12 protein-coding genes are annotated in these 17,871 nt (G+C 64.1%); 3 read left to right on the forward strand and 9 right to left on the reverse strand.

Annotation, left to right across the window (positions count from 1 at the left end):
* Window positions 1-2 precede the first annotated feature (2 nt).
* Window positions 3-593: a prepilin peptidase gene (locus XI03_RS37575; RefSeq protein WP_271594943.1), complete on the forward strand. Its 591-nt coding sequence runs from the start codon at window positions 3-5 to the stop codon at window positions 591-593.
* Between the two features lie 129 nt (window positions 594-722).
* On the opposite strand, the gene XI03_RS37580 is transcribed toward XI03_RS37575, so the two are convergent.
* The 4 genes from XI03_RS37580 to XI03_RS37600 all read right to left on the reverse strand — a co-directional run bounded on the left by XI03_RS37580 (window position 723) and on the right by XI03_RS37600 (window position 7,179).
* Window positions 723-1,280, reverse strand: coding sequence for a tetratricopeptide repeat protein (locus XI03_RS37580; protein ID WP_271594944.1), 558 nt, complete (start codon window positions 1,278-1,280; stop codon window positions 723-725).
* A 212-nt stretch (window positions 1,281-1,492) separates the two neighbouring features.
* On the reverse strand, window positions 1,493-2,341 hold the full coding sequence (locus XI03_RS37585; RefSeq protein ID WP_095425677.1) for a right-handed parallel beta-helix repeat-containing protein: 849 nt from the start codon (window positions 2,339-2,341) through the stop codon (window positions 1,493-1,495).
* Between the two features lie 64 nt (window positions 2,342-2,405).
* On the reverse strand, window positions 2,406-3,470 hold the full coding sequence (locus tag XI03_RS37590; RefSeq protein ID WP_271594945.1) for a right-handed parallel beta-helix repeat-containing protein: 1,065 nt from the start codon (window positions 3,468-3,470) through the stop codon (window positions 2,406-2,408).
* Window positions 3,471-3,744: 274 nt separating this feature from the next.
* Window positions 3,745-7,179, reverse strand: a complete 3,435-nt coding sequence (locus tag XI03_RS37600; RefSeq protein ID WP_333936853.1) for a M10 family metallopeptidase C-terminal domain-containing protein — start codon at window positions 7,177-7,179, stop codon at window positions 3,745-3,747.
* 198 nt (window positions 7,180-7,377) lie between these two features.
* On the opposite strand from XI03_RS37600, the gene XI03_RS37605 reads away from it, so the two are divergent.
* Together XI03_RS37605 and XI03_RS37610 are read left to right on the forward strand one after the other, a co-directional pair.
* Window positions 7,378-7,680: a hypothetical protein gene (locus tag XI03_RS37605; protein ID WP_095425680.1), complete on the forward strand. Its 303-nt coding sequence runs from the start codon at window positions 7,378-7,380 to the stop codon at window positions 7,678-7,680.
* A 118-nt stretch (window positions 7,681-7,798) separates the two neighbouring features.
* On the forward strand, window positions 7,799-8,992 hold the full coding sequence (locus tag XI03_RS37610) for a CaiB/BaiF CoA transferase family protein (RefSeq protein ID WP_179879895.1): 1,194 nt from the start codon (window positions 7,799-7,801) through the stop codon (window positions 8,990-8,992).
* Between the two features lie 78 nt (window positions 8,993-9,070).
* Here XI03_RS37610 and XI03_RS37615 read toward each other — a convergent pair whose 3' ends face one another.
* The 5 genes from XI03_RS37615 to XI03_RS37635 form a co-directional block, all read right to left on the reverse strand.
* Window positions 9,071-9,949: an outer membrane protein gene (locus tag XI03_RS37615; protein ID WP_095425682.1), complete on the reverse strand. Its 879-nt coding sequence runs from the start codon at window positions 9,947-9,949 to the stop codon at window positions 9,071-9,073.
* A 154-nt stretch (window positions 9,950-10,103) separates the two neighbouring features.
* Window positions 10,104-11,627 (reverse strand): tripartite tricarboxylate transporter permease, encoded by a 1,524-nt coding sequence (locus tag XI03_RS37620; protein WP_271594946.1) that lies wholly within the window; start codon window positions 11,625-11,627, stop codon window positions 10,104-10,106.
* A gap of 11 nt (window positions 11,628-11,638) precedes the next feature.
* Complete coding sequence (locus XI03_RS37625; protein ID WP_271594947.1) at window positions 11,639-12,181, reverse strand: tripartite tricarboxylate transporter TctB family protein; 543 nt, start codon at window positions 12,179-12,181, stop codon at window positions 11,639-11,641.
* A 182-nt stretch (window positions 12,182-12,363) separates the two neighbouring features.
* On the reverse strand, window positions 12,364-13,338 hold the full coding sequence (locus XI03_RS37630; protein ID WP_179879894.1) for a Bug family tripartite tricarboxylate transporter substrate binding protein: 975 nt from the start codon (window positions 13,336-13,338) through the stop codon (window positions 12,364-12,366).
* Window positions 13,339-13,545: 207 nt separating this feature from the next.
* Entirely contained in the window at window positions 13,546-17,451 is a 3,906-nt protein-coding gene (locus XI03_RS37635) for a beta strand repeat-containing protein (protein WP_271594948.1), read from the reverse strand.
* Window positions 17,452-17,871 lie beyond the last annotated feature (420 nt).

Here is a 17,871-nt window from a genome sequence, read left to right on the forward strand (position 1 = left end):
GCGTGACGGATCAGGCGGCGGAGGTCGCGACGGGCGCTGCGCTCGCCATCGCCCTGCTGCTCGGCGTGTTCGCAAGCCTCGTGACTGCGCCGGGCGCCGAAGGCCTGTACGGCGCGTTCCTGGCCGCCCTGATGCTTGCGATCGCGGCGAACGATGCGCGCCACTACCGCATTCCAAACGAGCTGACGGGCGCCGCCTTCGCGCTCGCGCTGCTCCGTGCTGGCGCGTTCGTGCCCGATCTCGGCGCGGAGGCGCTGCTCTGGCCGCTGACACGCGCCGCAGCCACAGGCCTGCCGCTGCTGCTGCTGATGGTGCTCTACCGCCGCTGGCGCGGCCGCGACGGGCTGGGGCTAGGCGACGTCAAGCTCGCCGCGGTCTGTGGCGCCTGGCTCGACCTTGCGACCGTGGTCGCGGTGATCGAGCTTGCGGCGTTGTTGGCGATCGGCACCTATGTCGTCGGTGCGGCCCTGCGACGGAAGCCGCTGCGCGCCACCGCCTTCCTGCCGTTCGGGCTGTTCCTGGCACCGGCGATCTGGATCGGCTGGCTGGGCGAGACCTGGTACACGAACTGGCTCGGCGGCTGGCCGGGCTGACGGCGGGGATCGGGATCAAACCGACCCTGCTCACATCAAAACGCGAAAACAACCCCATGCACAGTAGGCGGGGACAGCGTTTTCAAGGACTTACCTGACGGCGCGCGCTCTGCGGATTTTACCTGGCGCTCAGTGCTCGCGGCTCGGCGCCCATTCCAGCACCCGCAGACGGGCCTGGGCGATCTCTCCGCGCGTCATCTTGGTGGTGACGGCATCGCGGATCCTGGCTCGCGCCTCGCGCGCCGGCGGAGGTGCCGCGGCCGTGGACAGATTGAGCCATTTGGAGGCTTCGACGATGTCCTGCGGCACGCCCTGGCCGCGGTCGTAGAGCAGGCCCAGCGAATATTGAGCGCGGCTGTCGCCCTGCTCCGCCGCGCGCCGGTACCACATCGCGGCTTCCGTGTAGTTCTGCGGCACGCCGCGGCCGGTCTCGAACAGGAAACCGAGATAGGACTGGGCAGCCGCGTTGCCCCGCTCGGCGAGCGGAATAAAGATGCGGGATGCCGTGACATAGTCCTGACGATGGAAAGCGGAGACGCCCTGGCGGAACGATTGGGCATGGGCCGGGATTGCGAAGGCCAGCGTCAGCAGGATGGCGGCACAACCCCACCCCGCCCGTCGCCAAAAACCGCGCGCCTGCGGCGCCGCACGGAAAAACCTGGGATCCGGGCTGTCGAGGGTCTGCATCCCACCTGCTCTCCTTGCACGCAAAGCCAGACTAGTCCGTAGGTATCCCGAAATCCATAGTGCGTACCGGCCACAAAAAAGGCTTCGGGCGCCTGGCGCCCGAAGCTCGTCGATTGAACCCGATGCCAAACTGCGATGAGACCGGAGCGTCATCGCGCCTTGGTTCGTTGCTTGAGCATGGCCGTTTCGAAAAACGGCCACACGCTCATGCTCTAGTGATATCCGCCCGCGGTAGCCGGTGTCGTGTCCGGAGCGTTACCGTTGATCTGGTTATCCAGATAGGACAGCACGTTGCCGGTCGTGGCTGCGCCGAGATTGTTGACGATCACCGAACGGCCGATCCGGGCTCCCGCAGTGCCGCTGAGGGCAAAGCCCGTGCTCAGATTCTCCGAGATGTTGCTGTTGTTGACCTGGACGTTGGATGATCCCTGCACGTTCAGGCCGACGAAGTTGTTGTGAATAGCCGTGTTGTTGATCAGCACGCGGGTGCTGCCGCCATTGGTATTGATGCTGATCCCCGCGCCAGCAGCCGCTGTGCCATTGTGCGAGATCACGCTGTCCCGGATCATGAGCATCGAGTTGAAATTCACCGGATTGGAGAAGATGCCAGTTCCCGACGCGCCGTTGAAGTCCCTGATGAAGCAATGCTCGATGACGACCGAGGCCGCCTGGAGGATGTTGACGCCTTTGACGCCGGTGCCGGCACCTTCGATGTCGAGGCCGCGCAGCACGATGTGATCGGTCGCCGCAGCGTTGATGTTGACGCCGTTGGTGCCGGACCCAAGGATGCTGCCGACGACACCTTCGCAATAGATCGTCATCGCCTTGGTGATGGTCACCGTGCCGAAGCCTGCGGAATCGAGGCAGTTGATCTCGCCGCCCGCGGCGGTCTTCGAAATCGCGCCGGCGAAGGTCTTGCACGGCGCGGTGCGGCTGCACGGATTGACGTCATCGCCGACACCGGAAACCCACGTTCTGGTCGCCTGGGCATGAGCCGGCTGCGACACGGCGAACGGCAAAACCAATCCCGCCAAGAGAGCCCATAGAGCAATACGACGCATTTCAACCTCCCAAATTGAACTGAAGATTTCACGTTGCCAGAAGAGATTCACGAGCAGTTGCGGACTAGTGGTACCCGCCAGCAGTAGCCGGCGTCGTGTCCGGCGCGTTGCCGTTGATCTGGTTATCCAGATACGACAGCACATTGCCGGAGGTCGCCGCCCCCAGATTGTTGACGATCACCGAGCGGCCGATTCGCACTCCCGCACCACCGGTAAGGGCGACGCCCGTACCCAGATTCTCCGAGATGTTGGTGTTGTTGATCTGGACGTTGGCCGATCCCTGCACGCTCACGCCGACGAAGTTCTTGTGGATGGCCGTGTTGTTGATCAGGCTCCGCGAACTGCCGCCGTTCGTATTGATGCTGATCCCCGCGCCGTCGGCGGCGGTGCCGTTGTGCGAGATCACGCTGTCGCGGATCATCAGCATCGAATTGAAGTTCAACGGGTTGACGAAGACGCCGACCCCGCCCGCGCTGTTGAAGTTCCTGATGAAGCAATGCTCGATGACCACCGAGGCTGCCTGGAGGATGTTGACGCCCTTGATGCCGGTTCCGAATCCGTCGATGTCCAGGCCGCGCAGCACGACGTGATCGGTCGCGGCCGCGTTGATGATGACGCCGGAGCTACCCGCTGCGAGGATGCCGCCGACAACCCCTTCGCAATAGATCGAGATCGCCTTGGTGATGGTCACGACGCCGAACCCGCCGGAGTCGAGACAATTGATCTCGCCGCCCGCAGCCGTCTTCGAGATCGCCCCTGGAAAGGTCTTGCACGGGGCGGTGCGGCTGCAGGGGTTGGCGTCATCGCCCACGCCGGACACCCACGTTCTGGTGGCCTGGGCATGAGCCGGTTGCGACGCAATCACCGGCACGAACAATCCTGCAATCAGAGCCAAGAGTGCAATTCGACGCATTTCTCTTTCTCCCGATATTGAGCTGGAATCCCAGCTTGTTGGCCATGCACAAGTCTTCGCCGCAGCAGCCCGCGCGTCGCGCGGCCCTACGGCATCATTGTCGATATTTCGCTGAAACTTCCCCCCGCCGCTTTCGGCGCTCGCAGTACGGCCTTCGTGTTCAAATGATTGGATACGCAACGCTATTGGGAAAAACGGAAGCAGGCTTCTTGCCACTTCGCATCACGCAACTGTTGCGCGACGGACGGCGAGCTTTCTAGTGGTCGTGCCGGAACAGGCAAGGTTCAATTTGACGTGTACATTTTATGGGGAATCTTACGCCATGAATGCGCTTACGGCGTCGCCAACCACGTCCGGGGTAGCCGCTGGTGACGGTCAGCCCAGAAGCGATCGTGAACACGCGGTGCATCTCACACGAATAACGATGCGATCCGCCTGCCCTGACAGGATGGATCGCCCGCGCTGCGTCGATTCGACGCGAAGCGTGCCGTCAGCTCAGCAGGAAGCCATGTTCGTGCAGGTTGTGAAAAAACTCGGTCAGAATGTCGATCACAGCCGCGTCGTGGCTTCCCGCCGGTTGAGTCCACTGCTCTGCAGTCTGCGTACTGGCCGGCGCGGGCATGGCGTCCGGCAGCTCGGACGGGACGGCCGATGAGATTCCGCTCTCAGTGAAATTGAACGCAAAACCATCCCCTGAGGTACCGAGCCCCGCAGTCGCGGGCGGCGCTGCGCCGACGGCGCCGTCGCCATTGAGGTCCTGGTGAAGCGTCGGCTCCAGCGCCTTCAGCGAAGGATCATTCCCCAGCACCTCGGGCGCCGCCGCGAGCGTCGTGAGGAAGTTGCCGGTGCTGTCCGTGCTCCACACGGAGTAATGGGCGTTTGCCGAGTTCTTCCAGACCACGTCATAACCGCCGCCCGACACCTGCTCGGCGGCAGTGACCGACCAGGTGCCGAAATTCGCCGCGATCACCGTAGCCCCGGCGTATTTCAGGACGGGGCCGGTGCCGGTCGAGATGTCGGCCAAAAAATAGTTGCCACCTGACAGGATCGTTTTGGTCGATCCGAGCGCCTCGACCGTGACGCCGCCGAGGATGGGGACCCCGGTCGTGCCGTCGCCGTTGAGATCCTGATGGAGGGTCGGCTCCAGTGCCTGCAGGGACGCATCGGTCCCCAGCACTTCCGGGGCGGCGGCAAGGGTCGCCTGGAAGTTGCCGGTGCTGTCGGTGCTCCAGACGGAATAGTGCGCGTTCGCCGAATTCTTCCAGACGACGTCATAACCGCCTCCCGACACCTGCTCGGCGGCAATGACCGACCACGTGCCGAAATTCGCCGCGATCACCGTTGCCCCGGCATATTTCAGAGTGGGACCGGTGCCGGATGAGATGTCGGTCAAATAATAGTTGCCACCTGACAGGACCGTCTTGGTCGATCCGAGCGCCTCGACCGTGACGCCGCTGACGACGGGGACGCCGGTCGTGCCGTCGCCGTTGAGATCCTGATGGAGTGTCGGCTCCAGTGCCTGCAGGGACGCATCGGTCCCCAGCACTTCCGGGGCCGCGGCGAGGGTCGTCAGGAAGTTGCCGGGGGGGGGGGGGGGGGGGGGGGGGGGGGGGGGGGGGGGGGGGGGGGGGGGGGGGGGGGGGGGGGGGGGGGGGGGGGGGCTGCTGTCGGTGCTCCAGACGGAATAATGCGCATTCGCCGAATTCTTCCAGACGACGTCATAACCACCGCCCGCCACCTGCTCGGCGGCAATGACCGACCACGTGCCGAAATTCGCTGCGATCACCGTAGCCCCGGCGTATTTCAGGACGGGGCCGGTGCCAGATGAGATGTCGGTCAAATAATAGTTGCCACCTGACAGGACCGTCTTGGTCGATCCGAACGCCTCGACCGTGACGCCGCTGGCGACGGGGACGACGGGGACCCCGGTTGTGCCGTCGCCGTTGAGGTCCTGATGGAGCGTCGGCTCCAGTGCCTGCAGGGACGCATCGGTCCCCAGCACTTCGGGAGCGGCGGCAAGCGTCGTCTGGAAGTTGCCGGTGCTGTCGGTGCTCCAGACGGAATAGTGGGCATTCGCTGAATTCTTCCAGACGACGTCGTAACCGCCGCCCGCCACCTGCTCGGCGGCAATGACCGACCACGTGCCGAAATTGGCTGCGATCACCGTAGCCCCGGCATATTTCAGGGTGGGGCCGGTGCCGGTCGAGATGTCGGCCAGGTAATAGTTGCCACCCGACAGGACCGTTTTGGTCGATCCGAACGCCTCGACCGTGACGCCGCTGACCACGACGACGCCGGGGACCCCGGTCGTGCCGTCGCCGTTGAGATCCTGTTGCAGCGTCGGCTCAAGCGCCTGAAGCGACGCGTCGGTCCCCAGCACTTCCGGGGCTGCGGCGAGGGTCGTCAGGAAGTTGCCGGTGCTGTCCGTGCTCCAGACGGAATAGTGCGCGTTCGCCGAATTCTTCCAGACCACATCGTAGCCGCCGCCCGACACTTGCTCGGCGGCAATGACCGACCACGTGCCGTAATCGGCCACGTTGACCACGGCGCCCCCGAACTTCAGGACAGGCCCGCTGCCGGTGGAGATGTTGTTCAAGTAATAATTGCCATTCGTCAGAACCACGCTGGTCGATCCGAACGCCTCGACCGCGGTCGGCACGAGAGTGGAACTGGCGACCGCGACGCCCCCGAACTGGAAATACTCGACGCCGGTGACGGTGTCGGTGCCGTCGGGTGAGCCACTGCGCAAGTCGGTCAGAGTGAAGGTCTGTGTCGCTGCGTTGTATGAGACCGTGTAGTTGGCCCGGCTGCCCGAATACACCGCGGTGTCGGTGCCAGAGCCGCCGATGATGGTGTCGTTGCCCGCCCCGCCGGTGATCGTGTCGTTGCCGCCGCCGCCGTTCAGCGTGTTGGCGATGGCGTTGCCGACGATGGCGTCGTTGCCGGATCCGCCGATGGCGTTGTCGATGTAGGAGCGTGCGTCGCCGCCATAGAGATAGGCGTTGTAGACGTTGCCCGATGCGTAATGGCCGTTGCCCAGATACGCCAGCTGCACGGAGGAGAACACCGACGAGGCGCCGGGATTGAGATTGATGCTCAGGCTCGTCGTATAGTTCGACAGGTCGTAGGTATCGACGCCGCCGCCGTCCCAGACCGTCTCGTAGATGCGGTTGGCCGAGCCGCCGATGCCGCCGCCCGGCGCGAGCTGCCCGACACCGTTGATGAACTCCTGCCCCGTGGTCGGATTCCAGGTGTAGACGGTGCTGCCGCTCTGGGTCGTGTAGTCCGCGCCGTACATCGTCTGCAGCGCGAGGATATCGTTGGCCATATAGGTCTGCGAATATCCGTACGCTTCATTGGTGTAGCCGGACGTGGTCGAACCGCCGACATAGCTGCGATAGCTCATGACGGTGTATTCGCTGTCGTCATGCGCGCTCGGCACCGCGACGTTGGCCGGGCCGCCGGCCTCCTGGCTGTGCTTGAGGCCAAAGGCATGGCCGAGCTCGTGCAGCGCGGTGGTGAAGTAATAATTGCCGAGCTTAGCCAGCGAGAAATTGTATTGGGTGCCGAACCAGATGTCGCCGCCGGACGCGTAATTGCCGGGATAGTAGGCGTAGGCGGTCGGATTGGCCGCCGGCGACTGCGCGATCATGATGTCGGCGCCGTTCGTGCCCGCATACTGGACGTCGGCGTTGGTGTAACTGAGGATCAGCCCGATCGCGTAGTTGATGGCCGCCTGGATCTGGGTGGGCGCCGAGGCAAAGCCCGAAGTGGTCGGCTCGCTGCTGCCGCCGTAATAAGGATTGGGGTAGTCGCTGGATGCGTCAGGAAAACTGTAGGTGATCGTGCCGGTCCATTTGTAGCCGGACAGCAGGCCGTCGATCTCGGCGTTGTTGGTGGCACTGACATTAACAGCGGTAGCCAATGGACTCTCCAGAGCAACGCGTCGCGTGCGATTCGGGACGAAAGCACATGATTCTAGCGTGAGAGTTAAACGTTTGGTTTAAATTGGGCAGCTCCGCCTGCCCCTCTTCCATAAGACTGTGTTAGCCATCAGATCCCGTAGTCATACGGGGCGCAACAACAGCCTCGGTTCCTGCGGCACCATAATTTGCAGGGTTTCATGAAACGACGTTCAATCATGGCCGGTCTGTTTGGCGCCTTGATGGCGCTTGCGGGACAGGGTCATCAAACCTTCGGAGGACTGCCTGTCATGGTGGACAAGGCCAAGGCGGACGACAGCGGCAAGGCGGCGCGTGCGCCCTCCATGCCGATGGCCCGCGATCCCGCCGTTGCGGTGGCAGAGGAATACGAAGCCGCCCGCCGCAAGGGAACGCGGGAGGCGCTCGAGCTCTTCATTGCGCGCCACGGCGATGATCCCCTGGCCGAGCAGGCACGCACGGAGTTGAAGCGCCTGTCGCGCTGATCGCTCGGGCACCGCATCAGGCATGGCATTTCGGTAGGCGGCATCGGCGCCGGGCCGGCTTGTCGCATGGTCTTTCGGCACTATGGTAGGCCCGCAATCTGTCCCGGAGCCTCTCAAAATGCCCTTTCCGCATGCCTCGGAAGCCCTGTCGCGCTTTACCGTGCTCGATCTGACCCGCGTCCGCTCCGGGCCCACCTGCGTGCGGCAGCTGGCGGACTGGGGTGCCAATGTCGTCAAGATCGACGCGCTGACCGAGGACGCCGGCGGCGAGCAGCCGGGCGGCCCCCGCCGGGGTTCCGACTTCCAGAATTTGCACCGCAACAAGAGAGCCATGACGCTGAACCTGAAGGACGAGCGCGGGCTCGCATTGTTCAAGCGCCTCGCCGCCAAGGCCGACGTCGTGGTCGAGAATTTCCGGCCCGACGTGAAGAAGAAGCTCGGCATCGACTATGAGAGCCTTGCCGCAATCAACCCGCGCATCGTCTATGGCAGCATCTCCGGCTTCGGCCAGGACGGCCCCTATCACAAGCGGCCCGGCTTCGATCAGATCGCGCAAGGCATGGGCGGGCTGATGTCGATCACCGGGGCGCCGGGCGAAGGCCCGATGCGGGTCGGCATTCCCGTTGCCGACCTGACGGCCGGGCTGTTCTGCGCCATGGGCATCCTTACCGCGCTGCTCGAGCGCGAGGTCTCGGGCAAGGGCCAGTGGGTGCAGACCTCGTTGCTCCAGGCCCAGATCTTCATGCTCGACTTCCAGGCCGCGCGCTGGCTGATGGAGAAGGAGGTCGCCAGGCAGGCCGGCAACAACCACCCGACCAGCATTCCGACCGGCGTGTTCAAGACCTCGGACGGCTACATCAACATCGCCACCACGGGCGGGCGGATCTGGGAGCGCTGCGCCCAGGCGATCGGCGCACCGGAACTCTATGCCCATCCGGACTATGCGACGGCCCCTGCCCGCTCCAAGAATCGCGACGCGCTCAACGCCGAGATCGAGAAGCGCACCGTGACGAAGTCGACCGAGACCTGGGTCAGCGAGCTCAACGAGGCCGGCGTGCCCTGCGGACCGATCTACGCGATCGACCAGATGTTCGAGGACGCCCAGGTCAAGCATCTCGGCATCGCCCAGGACGTGCCGAACGACGAGGACCGCCACATCCGCCTGGTCGGCCAGCCCGTGACGCTGTCACGTACGCCGAGCAGGATGGTGGCGCGGCCGCCGGAATTCGGCGAGCAGACCGACGAGGTCCTGAAGGAATTCGGCCTCAGCGCGGACGAGATCAGCAAGCTCAGGGACGCCAAGGTGGTGTGAGTCCCTCGCCTGACGTCGCCAAACGACAAAGCCCGGCGCGAGCCGGGCTTTGCTTCTTGTTGGACGCCTCTGTTGATCTTAGTACCTGGCGACGACCGGGCTGTCGAACTGGTAGTTGATGCCGGCGCGCAGGATGTGGTCGGTGAAGTGCGACGAGACATTGGCGCTGATCGGCAATGCCGGCGACAGCGTGAACGGACCGGACGAGAAGCGCCCGAGATCCATGTAGAGATATTCGAGCTTGGCACTCCAGTTCCGGGTGATCTTGCCTTCGACGCCCACGCCGGCAGTCCAGCCCACGCGCGTCGTGGAGGTCGAGCCGACCGACGAGATCGGACCGAAGGGCGCGACGGTGCTGAAGCTCGACATCGTGCCCGTGGTCTTGATCTCACCGAAGGCCAGACCGCCGGTGCCGTAGAACAGCACCTTCGGGGTCGCCAGGATACCGACGCGACCACGAACCGTGCCGAACCACTGGAGCTTCTGGTCGACCGACAGAGTCGTGCCGGCCAGACCGCCGGGCGGAAGGAACGTAAAGGTCGGAAGACAGGGACCGGCGCCCGGCGCGATCGGGGCACCCACGCAGCTATAGCCGGCGCCACCCTTCTCTCCCGACCATTGCAGATCGCCTTCGACGCCGAACACCCAATTGTCCCGCTGCCAGTTGTAGCCGGCCTGGCCACCCGCGATGCCGCCGTTCATGTCGAACGCCGCGCTGGTGATGGAGCCTGCCGGAGGCGCGATCGGCGTGCCGGTCGGAGTGTTGAAATAGGAGACATCGGTGCGCGAACGGCCCCAGCTGTAACCGCCATTGGCGCCGACGTACCAGCCGGTCCAGCTCCAGACCGGATCGACGATAGGCGCCTTCACATAGGGCCTTGCTGCGATATCGGCAGCCAGCGCGCCCGTCGCGAACAGCGACATCGCCGCTGCCATTCCCATCACGATCCGCTTCATGGAGAACCCCCTCCGCACGATTTTGTGATCAAAACATACGCCACCGCCTGCCCAAAGGCTGTGCCATGCCGGCAACATCCAGAAACAATCGCAGCGTGTGGCGGCCCGGACCACAACGACATGCCCTCCCTTTATGTAATTGAATCCAGATGATTTATGCTTGTCGCGATGTCGCCCTGGTCCGCTGCGTCCATCCGACGCGGGAAAGCATGCCGTCGATCACCGGCCAGAACAGCAGGACGATCGCCAGCGTCGTGATCGAGCCGACCAGGCCGTTCGACCAGAACACCTTGAGGTCGCCGCCGGAGCCGATCATCGACAGACGAAAGGCGTCCTCGGCGCGATTGCCGAGCACGAGCGCGAGGGTGAACGGCGCCAGCGGAATGCCGATCTTCTTGAAGACGTAGCCGACGATGCCGAAGCCGAGCATCAGCCAGATGTCGAACATCGCATTCTGGATCGCGTAGGCGCCGATCGCGCAGGACACCACGATCATCGGCGCCACCGCGGCAAACGGCACGCGCAGGATCGAGGCGAAGATCGGCACCGTCGTCAGCACCAGCACGAGGCCGACGACATTGCCGAGATACATCGATGCGATCAGGCCCCAGACGAAGTCCTTGTGCTCGACGAACAGCAGCGGCCCCGGATTGAGCCCCCACACCATCAGGCCGCCGAGCAGGATCGCCGCGGTCCCCGAGCCGGGAATGCCGAGCGCCAGCATCGGCAGCAGCGCCGAGGTGCCTGACGCATGCGCCGCCGTCTCAGGCGCGAACACGCCCTCGATGCGGCCCTTGCCGAAACTTTCGGGATCCTTGGCGAAGCGCTTGGCGAGGTTATAGCCCATGAAGGAGGCCGCGATCGCGCCGCCCGGGGTGATGCCGAGCCAGCAGCCGATGAAGGAGGAGCGCAGCAGCGTCGCCCAGTATTTCGGCAGGTCCTTCCAGACGCCGAGCACGACGCGGAGCGAAATGCTCGCCGCATGTCCCCGCAGCGCCAGCCGCTCCTCCATCGTCAGCAGGATCTCGCTGATACCGAACAGGCCGATCACGGCCACCAGGAAGTTGATGCCGCGGAGCAGCTCCGGCGAGCCGAAGGTCATGCGGAGATTGCCCGACACGGTATCCATGCCGATGCCGGCGAGCAGCAGCCCCAGCGACATCGAGATGACGGTCTTGTGCTTGGCCTCGCGCCCCAATCCGACGAACGAGCAGAATGTCAGCAGATAAACCGCGAAAAACTCGGGCGGGCCGAACTTCAGCGCAAAGGACGAGATCATCGGCGCGAGGAACGTGATCAGCAGCACAGCGACCAGCGAGCCGATGAAGGAGGAGGTGAACGCCGCGGTCAGCGCCTCCGCGGCCCTGCCCTGCTGCGCCATCGGATAGCCGTCGAAAGTGGTCGCGACCGACCAGGCTTCGCCGGGGATGTTGAACAGGATCGAGGTGATCGCGCCGCCGAACAGCGCGCCCCAATAGATGCAGGACAGCATCACGATCGCCGAGGTCGGATCCATCGTGAAGGTGAGCGGCAGCAGGATCGCGACGCCGTTCGGGCCGCCGAGGCCCGGCAGCACGCCGACGAAGATGCCGAGCACCAGCCCGACCATCATCAGGACGAGCGTCTTCCACGTCAGCAGGACGGCAAAGCCGTGAAGCAGGAGACCGAACGCTTCCATCGCGGGACCGCCTAGCGGCCGAAGGCCGCTTCGAGCGGCCCTTTCGGCATGATGACGTCGAAGGCGACATCGAATGTGACGAACATGATCGCCGTGAACACAACAGCGGTGAGCAGCGACTTCCACAGCGCGATCTTGCCGACGAGGCGCATGAAGCCCGAGATCAGCAGGAAGCTCGCGACATAGAGGCCGAGGAACTGCATCACGAGGCAGAACAGCAGCGTCGGCACGAACACCGCCATGACGCGGCGGGCCTGCGCGCGCGTGACGAAGGTTCCGGACGCCGCACGCCGCGCCAGCAGCGCCACGATCAGGCCGTAGAGGCTGCCGCCGCCGAGGATGACCGAGAGATAGAACGGAAAATAACCGGGTTCGGGCCCGGTCGAATCCCAGGACGCGCCGGTGCGCCAATTGTCGTAGCCGAGCGTGACGGCCAGCGCGAGCAGCAGCAGGCAGACGACGATCTCGACCGTGCCGGACGAGACGACGGAAGGCGAGTCGTCTTCGGGCGCGGTCGGATCGTCGACGACGATTTCGAGATCGGTTTGGGACATGGGCTAACAACAAATACTGCGGCTGATCCCCTCTCCCCGCTTGCGGGGAGAGGGTCAGGGTGAGGGGGAGTCTCCACGGGGACGGTGAAAGCTGGACTCGCGGAGAGTCCCCCTCACCCGGATCGCATCTTCCGATGCGATCCGACCTCTCCCCGCGAGCGGGGCGAGGTGAAGAGGAAGGGTTACTTCGCGACGAATCCAGCTTCGGTCATCAGCGACTTGTTGATGGCATCATCCTCCTCGAGGAACTGCACCATGTCCTTGCCGGTGAGGAAGATCGGCTTCAGCGCCTGCTTCTCCATGTAGTCCTTGTACTCGGCGGTCTGCGTCACCTTGTGGAACAGATCGACGTAGAACGCCTGCTGTTCAGCCGTCACCTTGCCGGGCAGGAACATCGCGCGCAGCATCAGATATTGCACGTCGACCCCCTCCTCCTTGCAGGTGGGGATGTCAGCCCAGGACTGCGTGTCCGTCACCTTGCTGGTGTAGGAGATGCGCTCCTTGTCGAACACGCAGAGCGGGCGCACCTGGCCGGCGCGCCAGACCTCGAGATTTTCGGATGGGTTGTTGACGTTGGCTTCGGTGTGGTTGCCGACCAGCTGGGTCGCGGCCTCGCCGCCGGACTTGTAGGGCAGATAGGAGAATTTTGCGCCGGTCTTCTGCTCGAGGAAGACGGTCAGCACGTGATCCTCGCGCTTGGAGCCGGTGCCGCCCATTTTGAACGGCGCGCTCGCCGCCTTCGCGGCCGCGACGAATTCCTTCACCGTCTTGGGGCCCGCGCTGTTGTCCCAGAGCACGAACTGGTCGAGCGCGACCACCGAAACCGGGGTCAGCTCACGCCAGTTGAACGGGATCTTGGCCGACAGCGGCAGCATGTAGATCAGCGAATAGGCGATCAGCACCTTGTTCGGATCGCCCTCGCTGGACTTCATGTACATCAGCGCTTCCGCACCCGAGGCGCCGCCCTTGAGCGAGACCACGATCGGCTGCTTCATCAGATTGTTCTTCTGGATCGCGGCCTGCATCATCCGCGCCATCTGGTCGGAGGCGCCGCCCGCGCCCGCCGCCACCACGATCTCGACGGGCTTTGCCGGCTCCCAGCCGGCAACAGCCGGCGTGCCGCAAAGCGCGACTGTCAGCGCAATCGCGGCCTTCATTCCATGTCCCACGGGCGTCTTCCCTATGTTCTTGTTCGGATTGGAAATTCAGAGATGAATTCAACGACCATTGTGCTGGCGAATCCGGCCAAGTTCAAGCCGTCCGACGTCATCCCCGTTATGACTTTGGAATGAGATGACGCAACGCAAAAAAGCGGGCTCCTTGCGGAGCCCGCGCCTTGGGGCTTCAAACCCGGATGCAGTAGCCTACACGACCAATATGTCGTGCTGATTGAGCAGCACGCCGTTCTGGACGCTGACAACGGCGACCGCCGCGCCCTGGGTGCCATCAGCGCTGTAATAGAGCGTCTGGTTGCCGGTGTCGAAATGGAATTGGGAGAAGCCCGAGAACACATCGTCGCCGGAGGTCTCGAACGTCACGTCCATCCCTGCCGTCAGCCCGCCACCGAAGCTGCTCGCGGAGACGGCGATGCGGTCGTGCTCGGTGGTGTTGTTGAAGTCGCCGATCGTGCTCGGACCGGATGGTTGGAGGAAGGCGAAGGTATCGTTGCCGCCGCCGCCGGTCATCGCATGGCCGCTGGCCGTGGCGATCAGGACGTCGTTGCCGCCGCCCCCGCTCATGGTCTCGCTCCCGTTGGCCGCGATCAGGATGTCGTCGCCGCCGGTGCCGGTCAGCGCGCTCGCGCCGGCCGTGTTGTTGATGATCGTTGCCGTGGTCGCATTGGACGAGGTCGTTCCGTCGGAGGTGGTGTAGCTGAACGAGCCGCCAAGCGTCCCGTCGTCGGTGAAGAAGGCATCTCCGAACGCGACAGCACCACCACCGGAGCTCGTCGTGATACCGCCAAGCGAAAGATGGTCGATGGTGTCGGGATCGGTGTCGTTCAAGGCCAGGGCCCAGCCGGGGATCTGGACCGTCGCATTGGCGCCGACATCGGTGATCACGGTCTCGCTGGCCGCCGTCGGCGCATCATTGGTGCCGTTGATGGTGACGGTGACATCCTGCGTGGTCGAGCCGCCATTGTTGTCGGCGATCGTCACCAGATAGTCCTGGGTCAGCGTCTGCCCCTGCGCCAGGAACTGGATGTCGGCATTGTCGACCGTGAAGTGCCAGGCGAGCGAACCGGCGCCGCCGGCCTCGCTGATCGGATCGAGCGAGAACGTGCCGACATAACCGCTGCCGTTCGGCACGAAGCTCGCGCCGTGCGTATCCCCCGTCTCGGCGTCGGAGAACGACAGCGAGCCCGCCGTGGATTCGGTGGCCGGCCCCGTCGCCGGGCTGACGCTGACGGAATCGAGGATCATGCCGGTGTCATTGTCCTCATAGGAAAACTGCAGCAGCGTGGATGACAGCACGCCGTCGCCGAGCACATCGAAGGAATAATGGTTGACGCCGGCCGGCACGTTGCCGAGCGACAGGATCGTGGCGCCGTCCCACGATACCGTGAACGGCGCACTGACGCTCTCGGGATCGCCGATGACGTCGAAGCTGACGAAATAGTGCTGGCCGGGCGTGGTCGCGACGTTCTGCGACAGCGTTTCCGGATTGCTCGTCGGCAACAGCTCGACCGAGTAATGGCCGAAGCTGCCGCCGAGCTCGAGCTGCGCGACGTGGATGTGGCCGCCGCCACTCACCGTCCAATTGGCCAGATTGCCGGTCTCGAAATCGCCGTTGAGGATCACCGGCGGGCCGGCGTCCTCGGTGACCGCTCCGCTGAGATTGGCCGCGGTAACTAGCGGGTTGTCGTTGGCGCCGGCGATATCGAAGGTGATCGTGGTCGAGGCCTGGTGGCCCTGGCCGTCGGCGACCGTGAAGGTGAACTGGTCGGTGACGTTGTCGCCGGCGAGCAGCGCGTCGACCGACGCATCCGCGACGTAGCCGTAGGAGCCATCGGCGTTGAGCACCAGCGTTCCATGCGCACCGGCGACCGAATGGCCGACATTGGCGGCGCTGCCGTTGACCTCGGTAATGGTCCGCGGCGTGCTCTGGTCGACCGGCTGGGTGATGTCGAAGATGGCACCGCTTGCGATTCCCGTACCGGCATCCGGGCCCGCCGTATCGGACGCCGCGATCGTCAGCGGCGTCAGGACCAGCGGATCAGCCGCACCGTCGATGGTGACGGTGACGGTCTGGACCGAATTGGTAAAGCCGTCCCAGACATTGACGTCGTATTGCACGGTCAGCGTCTCGCCGACGCTCAGGAAGTCGAGATCGGCGTCGGGAATGCTGAAAGTCCAGTCGATGCTGCCGATTCCCGTGCCCGTGGAATCATGCAGCACCGTTGCGAGCGCCGATTGAAGGTCGACCAGCGTCTGCGCCGGGGCGGCAAAACTGTTGGCCGACCACACCGCCGAATTCAGCACGACGCTGACGGAATGGGCGTCCGACAGATCGACGTCATTGAAGCTCAGCGTTCCCGTCGGCACCGGACTGGTGGTGTCGGGCGACTGCGATCCGGTCACGCCAGGCTGCTCGGACAGCGACGCGGATCCCGGTCCGCTGGTGATCACCGGCGCGTCGTTGGCGCCGGTGATCACGACGGAGACGGTCTGCGTCGAACTGGTCGAGCCGTCCGCGACCTTGATGTTGTAGGTCACCGTCAGCGTCTCGTTGAACGCGAGATAGTCGAGATCGTTGTCGGCAATCGCAAAGTTCCAGTCGATGCTGCCGGTGCCGGTGCCCGTGGAATCGTGCAATGTCGTCGTCAGCGCCGCTGCGAGATCCGCCTGCGTCGCGGCGGGCGGCGTCGGCCCCGAGGTCGAGTCCAGCGTGACTGTCACCGTGTGCGTATCGCTGGTGTCCTGGTCGGTGAAGGCGAGCGTGCCCGCCGGGATTGTCGGCGTCGTGTCCAGCACCGGGGAGCCCGTCGTGGCGTCCTGTTCGGCAACGGTGGAGGATTCCGGACCGCTCGTGATCACCACGGGCTGGTTGACCCCGAGGACGGTGATGGTGACGTCCTGGGTCGTGGAGCCGCCGTGACCGTCGTCGACCGTGACGTGATAGACAAGCTTGAGCGTCTCGCCGCCGTTGAGGAAATTGGCGGAGGAATTGGGAAACGCGAAATTCCAGTCGACCTCGCCGATCAGATGGCCGGTCGAATCCTGAAGTGCGGTGCCGAATGCGGCCAGCAGCTGCGCATTGGTCAGCGGGATCGCTCCGCCGCCCGAACGGGTTGCGGTGACCGTCGTCGAGACCGTGTGCGCGTCGGCAAGATCGATGTCGGTGAAGAGCAGGCTGTCATGGGCGGTGAGATTGCCGCCGGGGTCGACATTCTGATTCTCGACGAGCGCGGCCGATTCCGGGCACGACAGGAAAAATGGCTTGTCGTTGGTGCCGACCACCGTCACGGTGACGGTCTGCGTCGAGATCCCGCCGGCATGGTCGTCGAGCTGCACCGTGTAGGTGATATCGAGATGCTGGCCCGCCGCAAGATAGTCGAAGGCGAGGTCGGGCGCGGAGAAGGTGGTGTTGATGGTGCCGGTCGCCGAGCCCGACGCCTTGACGACGTTGTCGACGCGATAGAACGACATCAGCTCGGCGTTGCCGAACGGGCCCGGCAACAGGCCCGCGGTGGCGCCGGAGGCGGAGACGCCGATCACTGTCGCGGTGTGCCCGGTGTTGGCGAGGTCGTCATCGGTGAAGTTGAGTGCGACGTGAACCGTGTCGGGCGAGAGCGACAGCGTCTGGTTGGTCTGCTCGGTGACTGTCGCCGCCGTGGTCATGTTGATTACCGGCTTGTCGTCGGTGCCGGTGATGGTGATCTTGACGGTCTGAATCGCGAAGCCGCCGTGGTTGTCGAGGATCTTGACGTCATAGGTCAGGACCAGCGTCTGGTTCTTGGCCAGGAAGTCGAAATCCTGGTCCTGGTCGCTGAAACTCCATTTGAGCTGCCCCGAGCCGTTTGAATCGCTCAGGATCTGCGATTGCATCGCGGTCTGGAAATGCGCAAGCGAGGCCGCCGGAACGATCGTTCCGCCCGAGACCACCGCGGAATGCAGCGTCGCCGACGTCGTATGGGTGTCGGTCCTGTCGCTGTCCCTGAAGCTCATCGTCCCGGACAGAGTGTGCAGCGTGGTTGAATCGTTGAGGTTGGCAAATTCGGTGAAGCTGCCCGTCGCGGATGACGAGGTGAAAACCGGCGTGTGGTTGGTCATGGAAAATTCCCTGCCTGGTTGCCATGGAGGCGCCGCCGCACGAGGGCGCGGCGACGTGACTGATCGGTCCGAGAAATCAGACGAGACTCAACGGTCTTGCATCAAAGCGTTGGCTTAGGGTCTTGATCTAGGAGCTTGATTCAGGAGCTTGGGCTTGTTCGCGAGGCCGTCCCGGGATGGTCGGCAGCAATGAAATTGGCGCGGCTCGCGTCGTGGAAATTACGTCGCTATGTCTTCAGTTCAATTTCAGTTCAATGACGTCCGGTTGCAGGACGGTCGGTCAGAACGCTTCGCAAAATTCACGTCAATCGATTCAATCGGACTTGAAATCACTTGCTGGCCGGCCTGTCGGCTCGAGGAATACGAGAAGGCATCATGCAACCTCTGCGATCTTATGCCCGAGCTCGTCGCGCCGTCAAC

It is taken from the genome of Bradyrhizobium sp. CCBAU 65884 (genome assembly GCF_028128835.1).
GTDB classification, from domain to species: Bacteria; Pseudomonadota; Alphaproteobacteria; order Rhizobiales; family Xanthobacteraceae; genus Bradyrhizobium; species Bradyrhizobium ottawaense.

Bases quoted from the DNA above. Each gene is read 5' to 3' on its own strand.
- XI03_RS37615 (WP_095425682.1), bottom strand. From the start codon at position 9,949: ATGAAGCGGATCGTGATGGGAATGGCAGCGGCGATGTCGCTGTTCGCG.
- XI03_RS37635 (WP_271594948.1), bottom strand. From the start codon at position 17,451: ATGACCAACCACACGCCGGTTTTCACCTCGTCATCCGCGACGGGCAGC.
- XI03_RS37610 (WP_179879895.1), top strand. From the start codon at position 7,799: ATGCCCTTTCCGCATGCCTCGGAAGCCCTGTCGCGCTTTACCGTGCTC.
- XI03_RS37585 (WP_095425677.1), bottom strand. From the start codon at position 2,341: ATGCGTCGTATTGCTCTATGGGCTCTCTTGGCGGGATTGGTTTTGCCG.
- XI03_RS37620 (WP_271594946.1), bottom strand. From the start codon at position 11,627: ATGGAAGCGTTCGGTCTCCTGCTTCACGGCTTTGCCGTCCTGCTGACG.
- XI03_RS37580 (WP_271594944.1), bottom strand. From the start codon at position 1,280: ATGCAGACCCTCGACAGCCCGGATCCCAGGTTTTTCCGTGCGGCGCCG.
- XI03_RS37625 (WP_271594947.1), bottom strand. From the start codon at position 12,181: ATGTCCCAAACCGATCTCGAAATCGTCGTCGACGATCCGACCGCGCCC.
- XI03_RS37630 (WP_179879894.1), bottom strand. From the start codon at position 13,338: ATGAAGGCCGCGATTGCGCTGACAGTCGCGCTTTGCGGCACGCCGGCT.
- XI03_RS37605 (WP_095425680.1), top strand. From the start codon at position 7,378: ATGAAACGACGTTCAATCATGGCCGGTCTGTTTGGCGCCTTGATGGCG.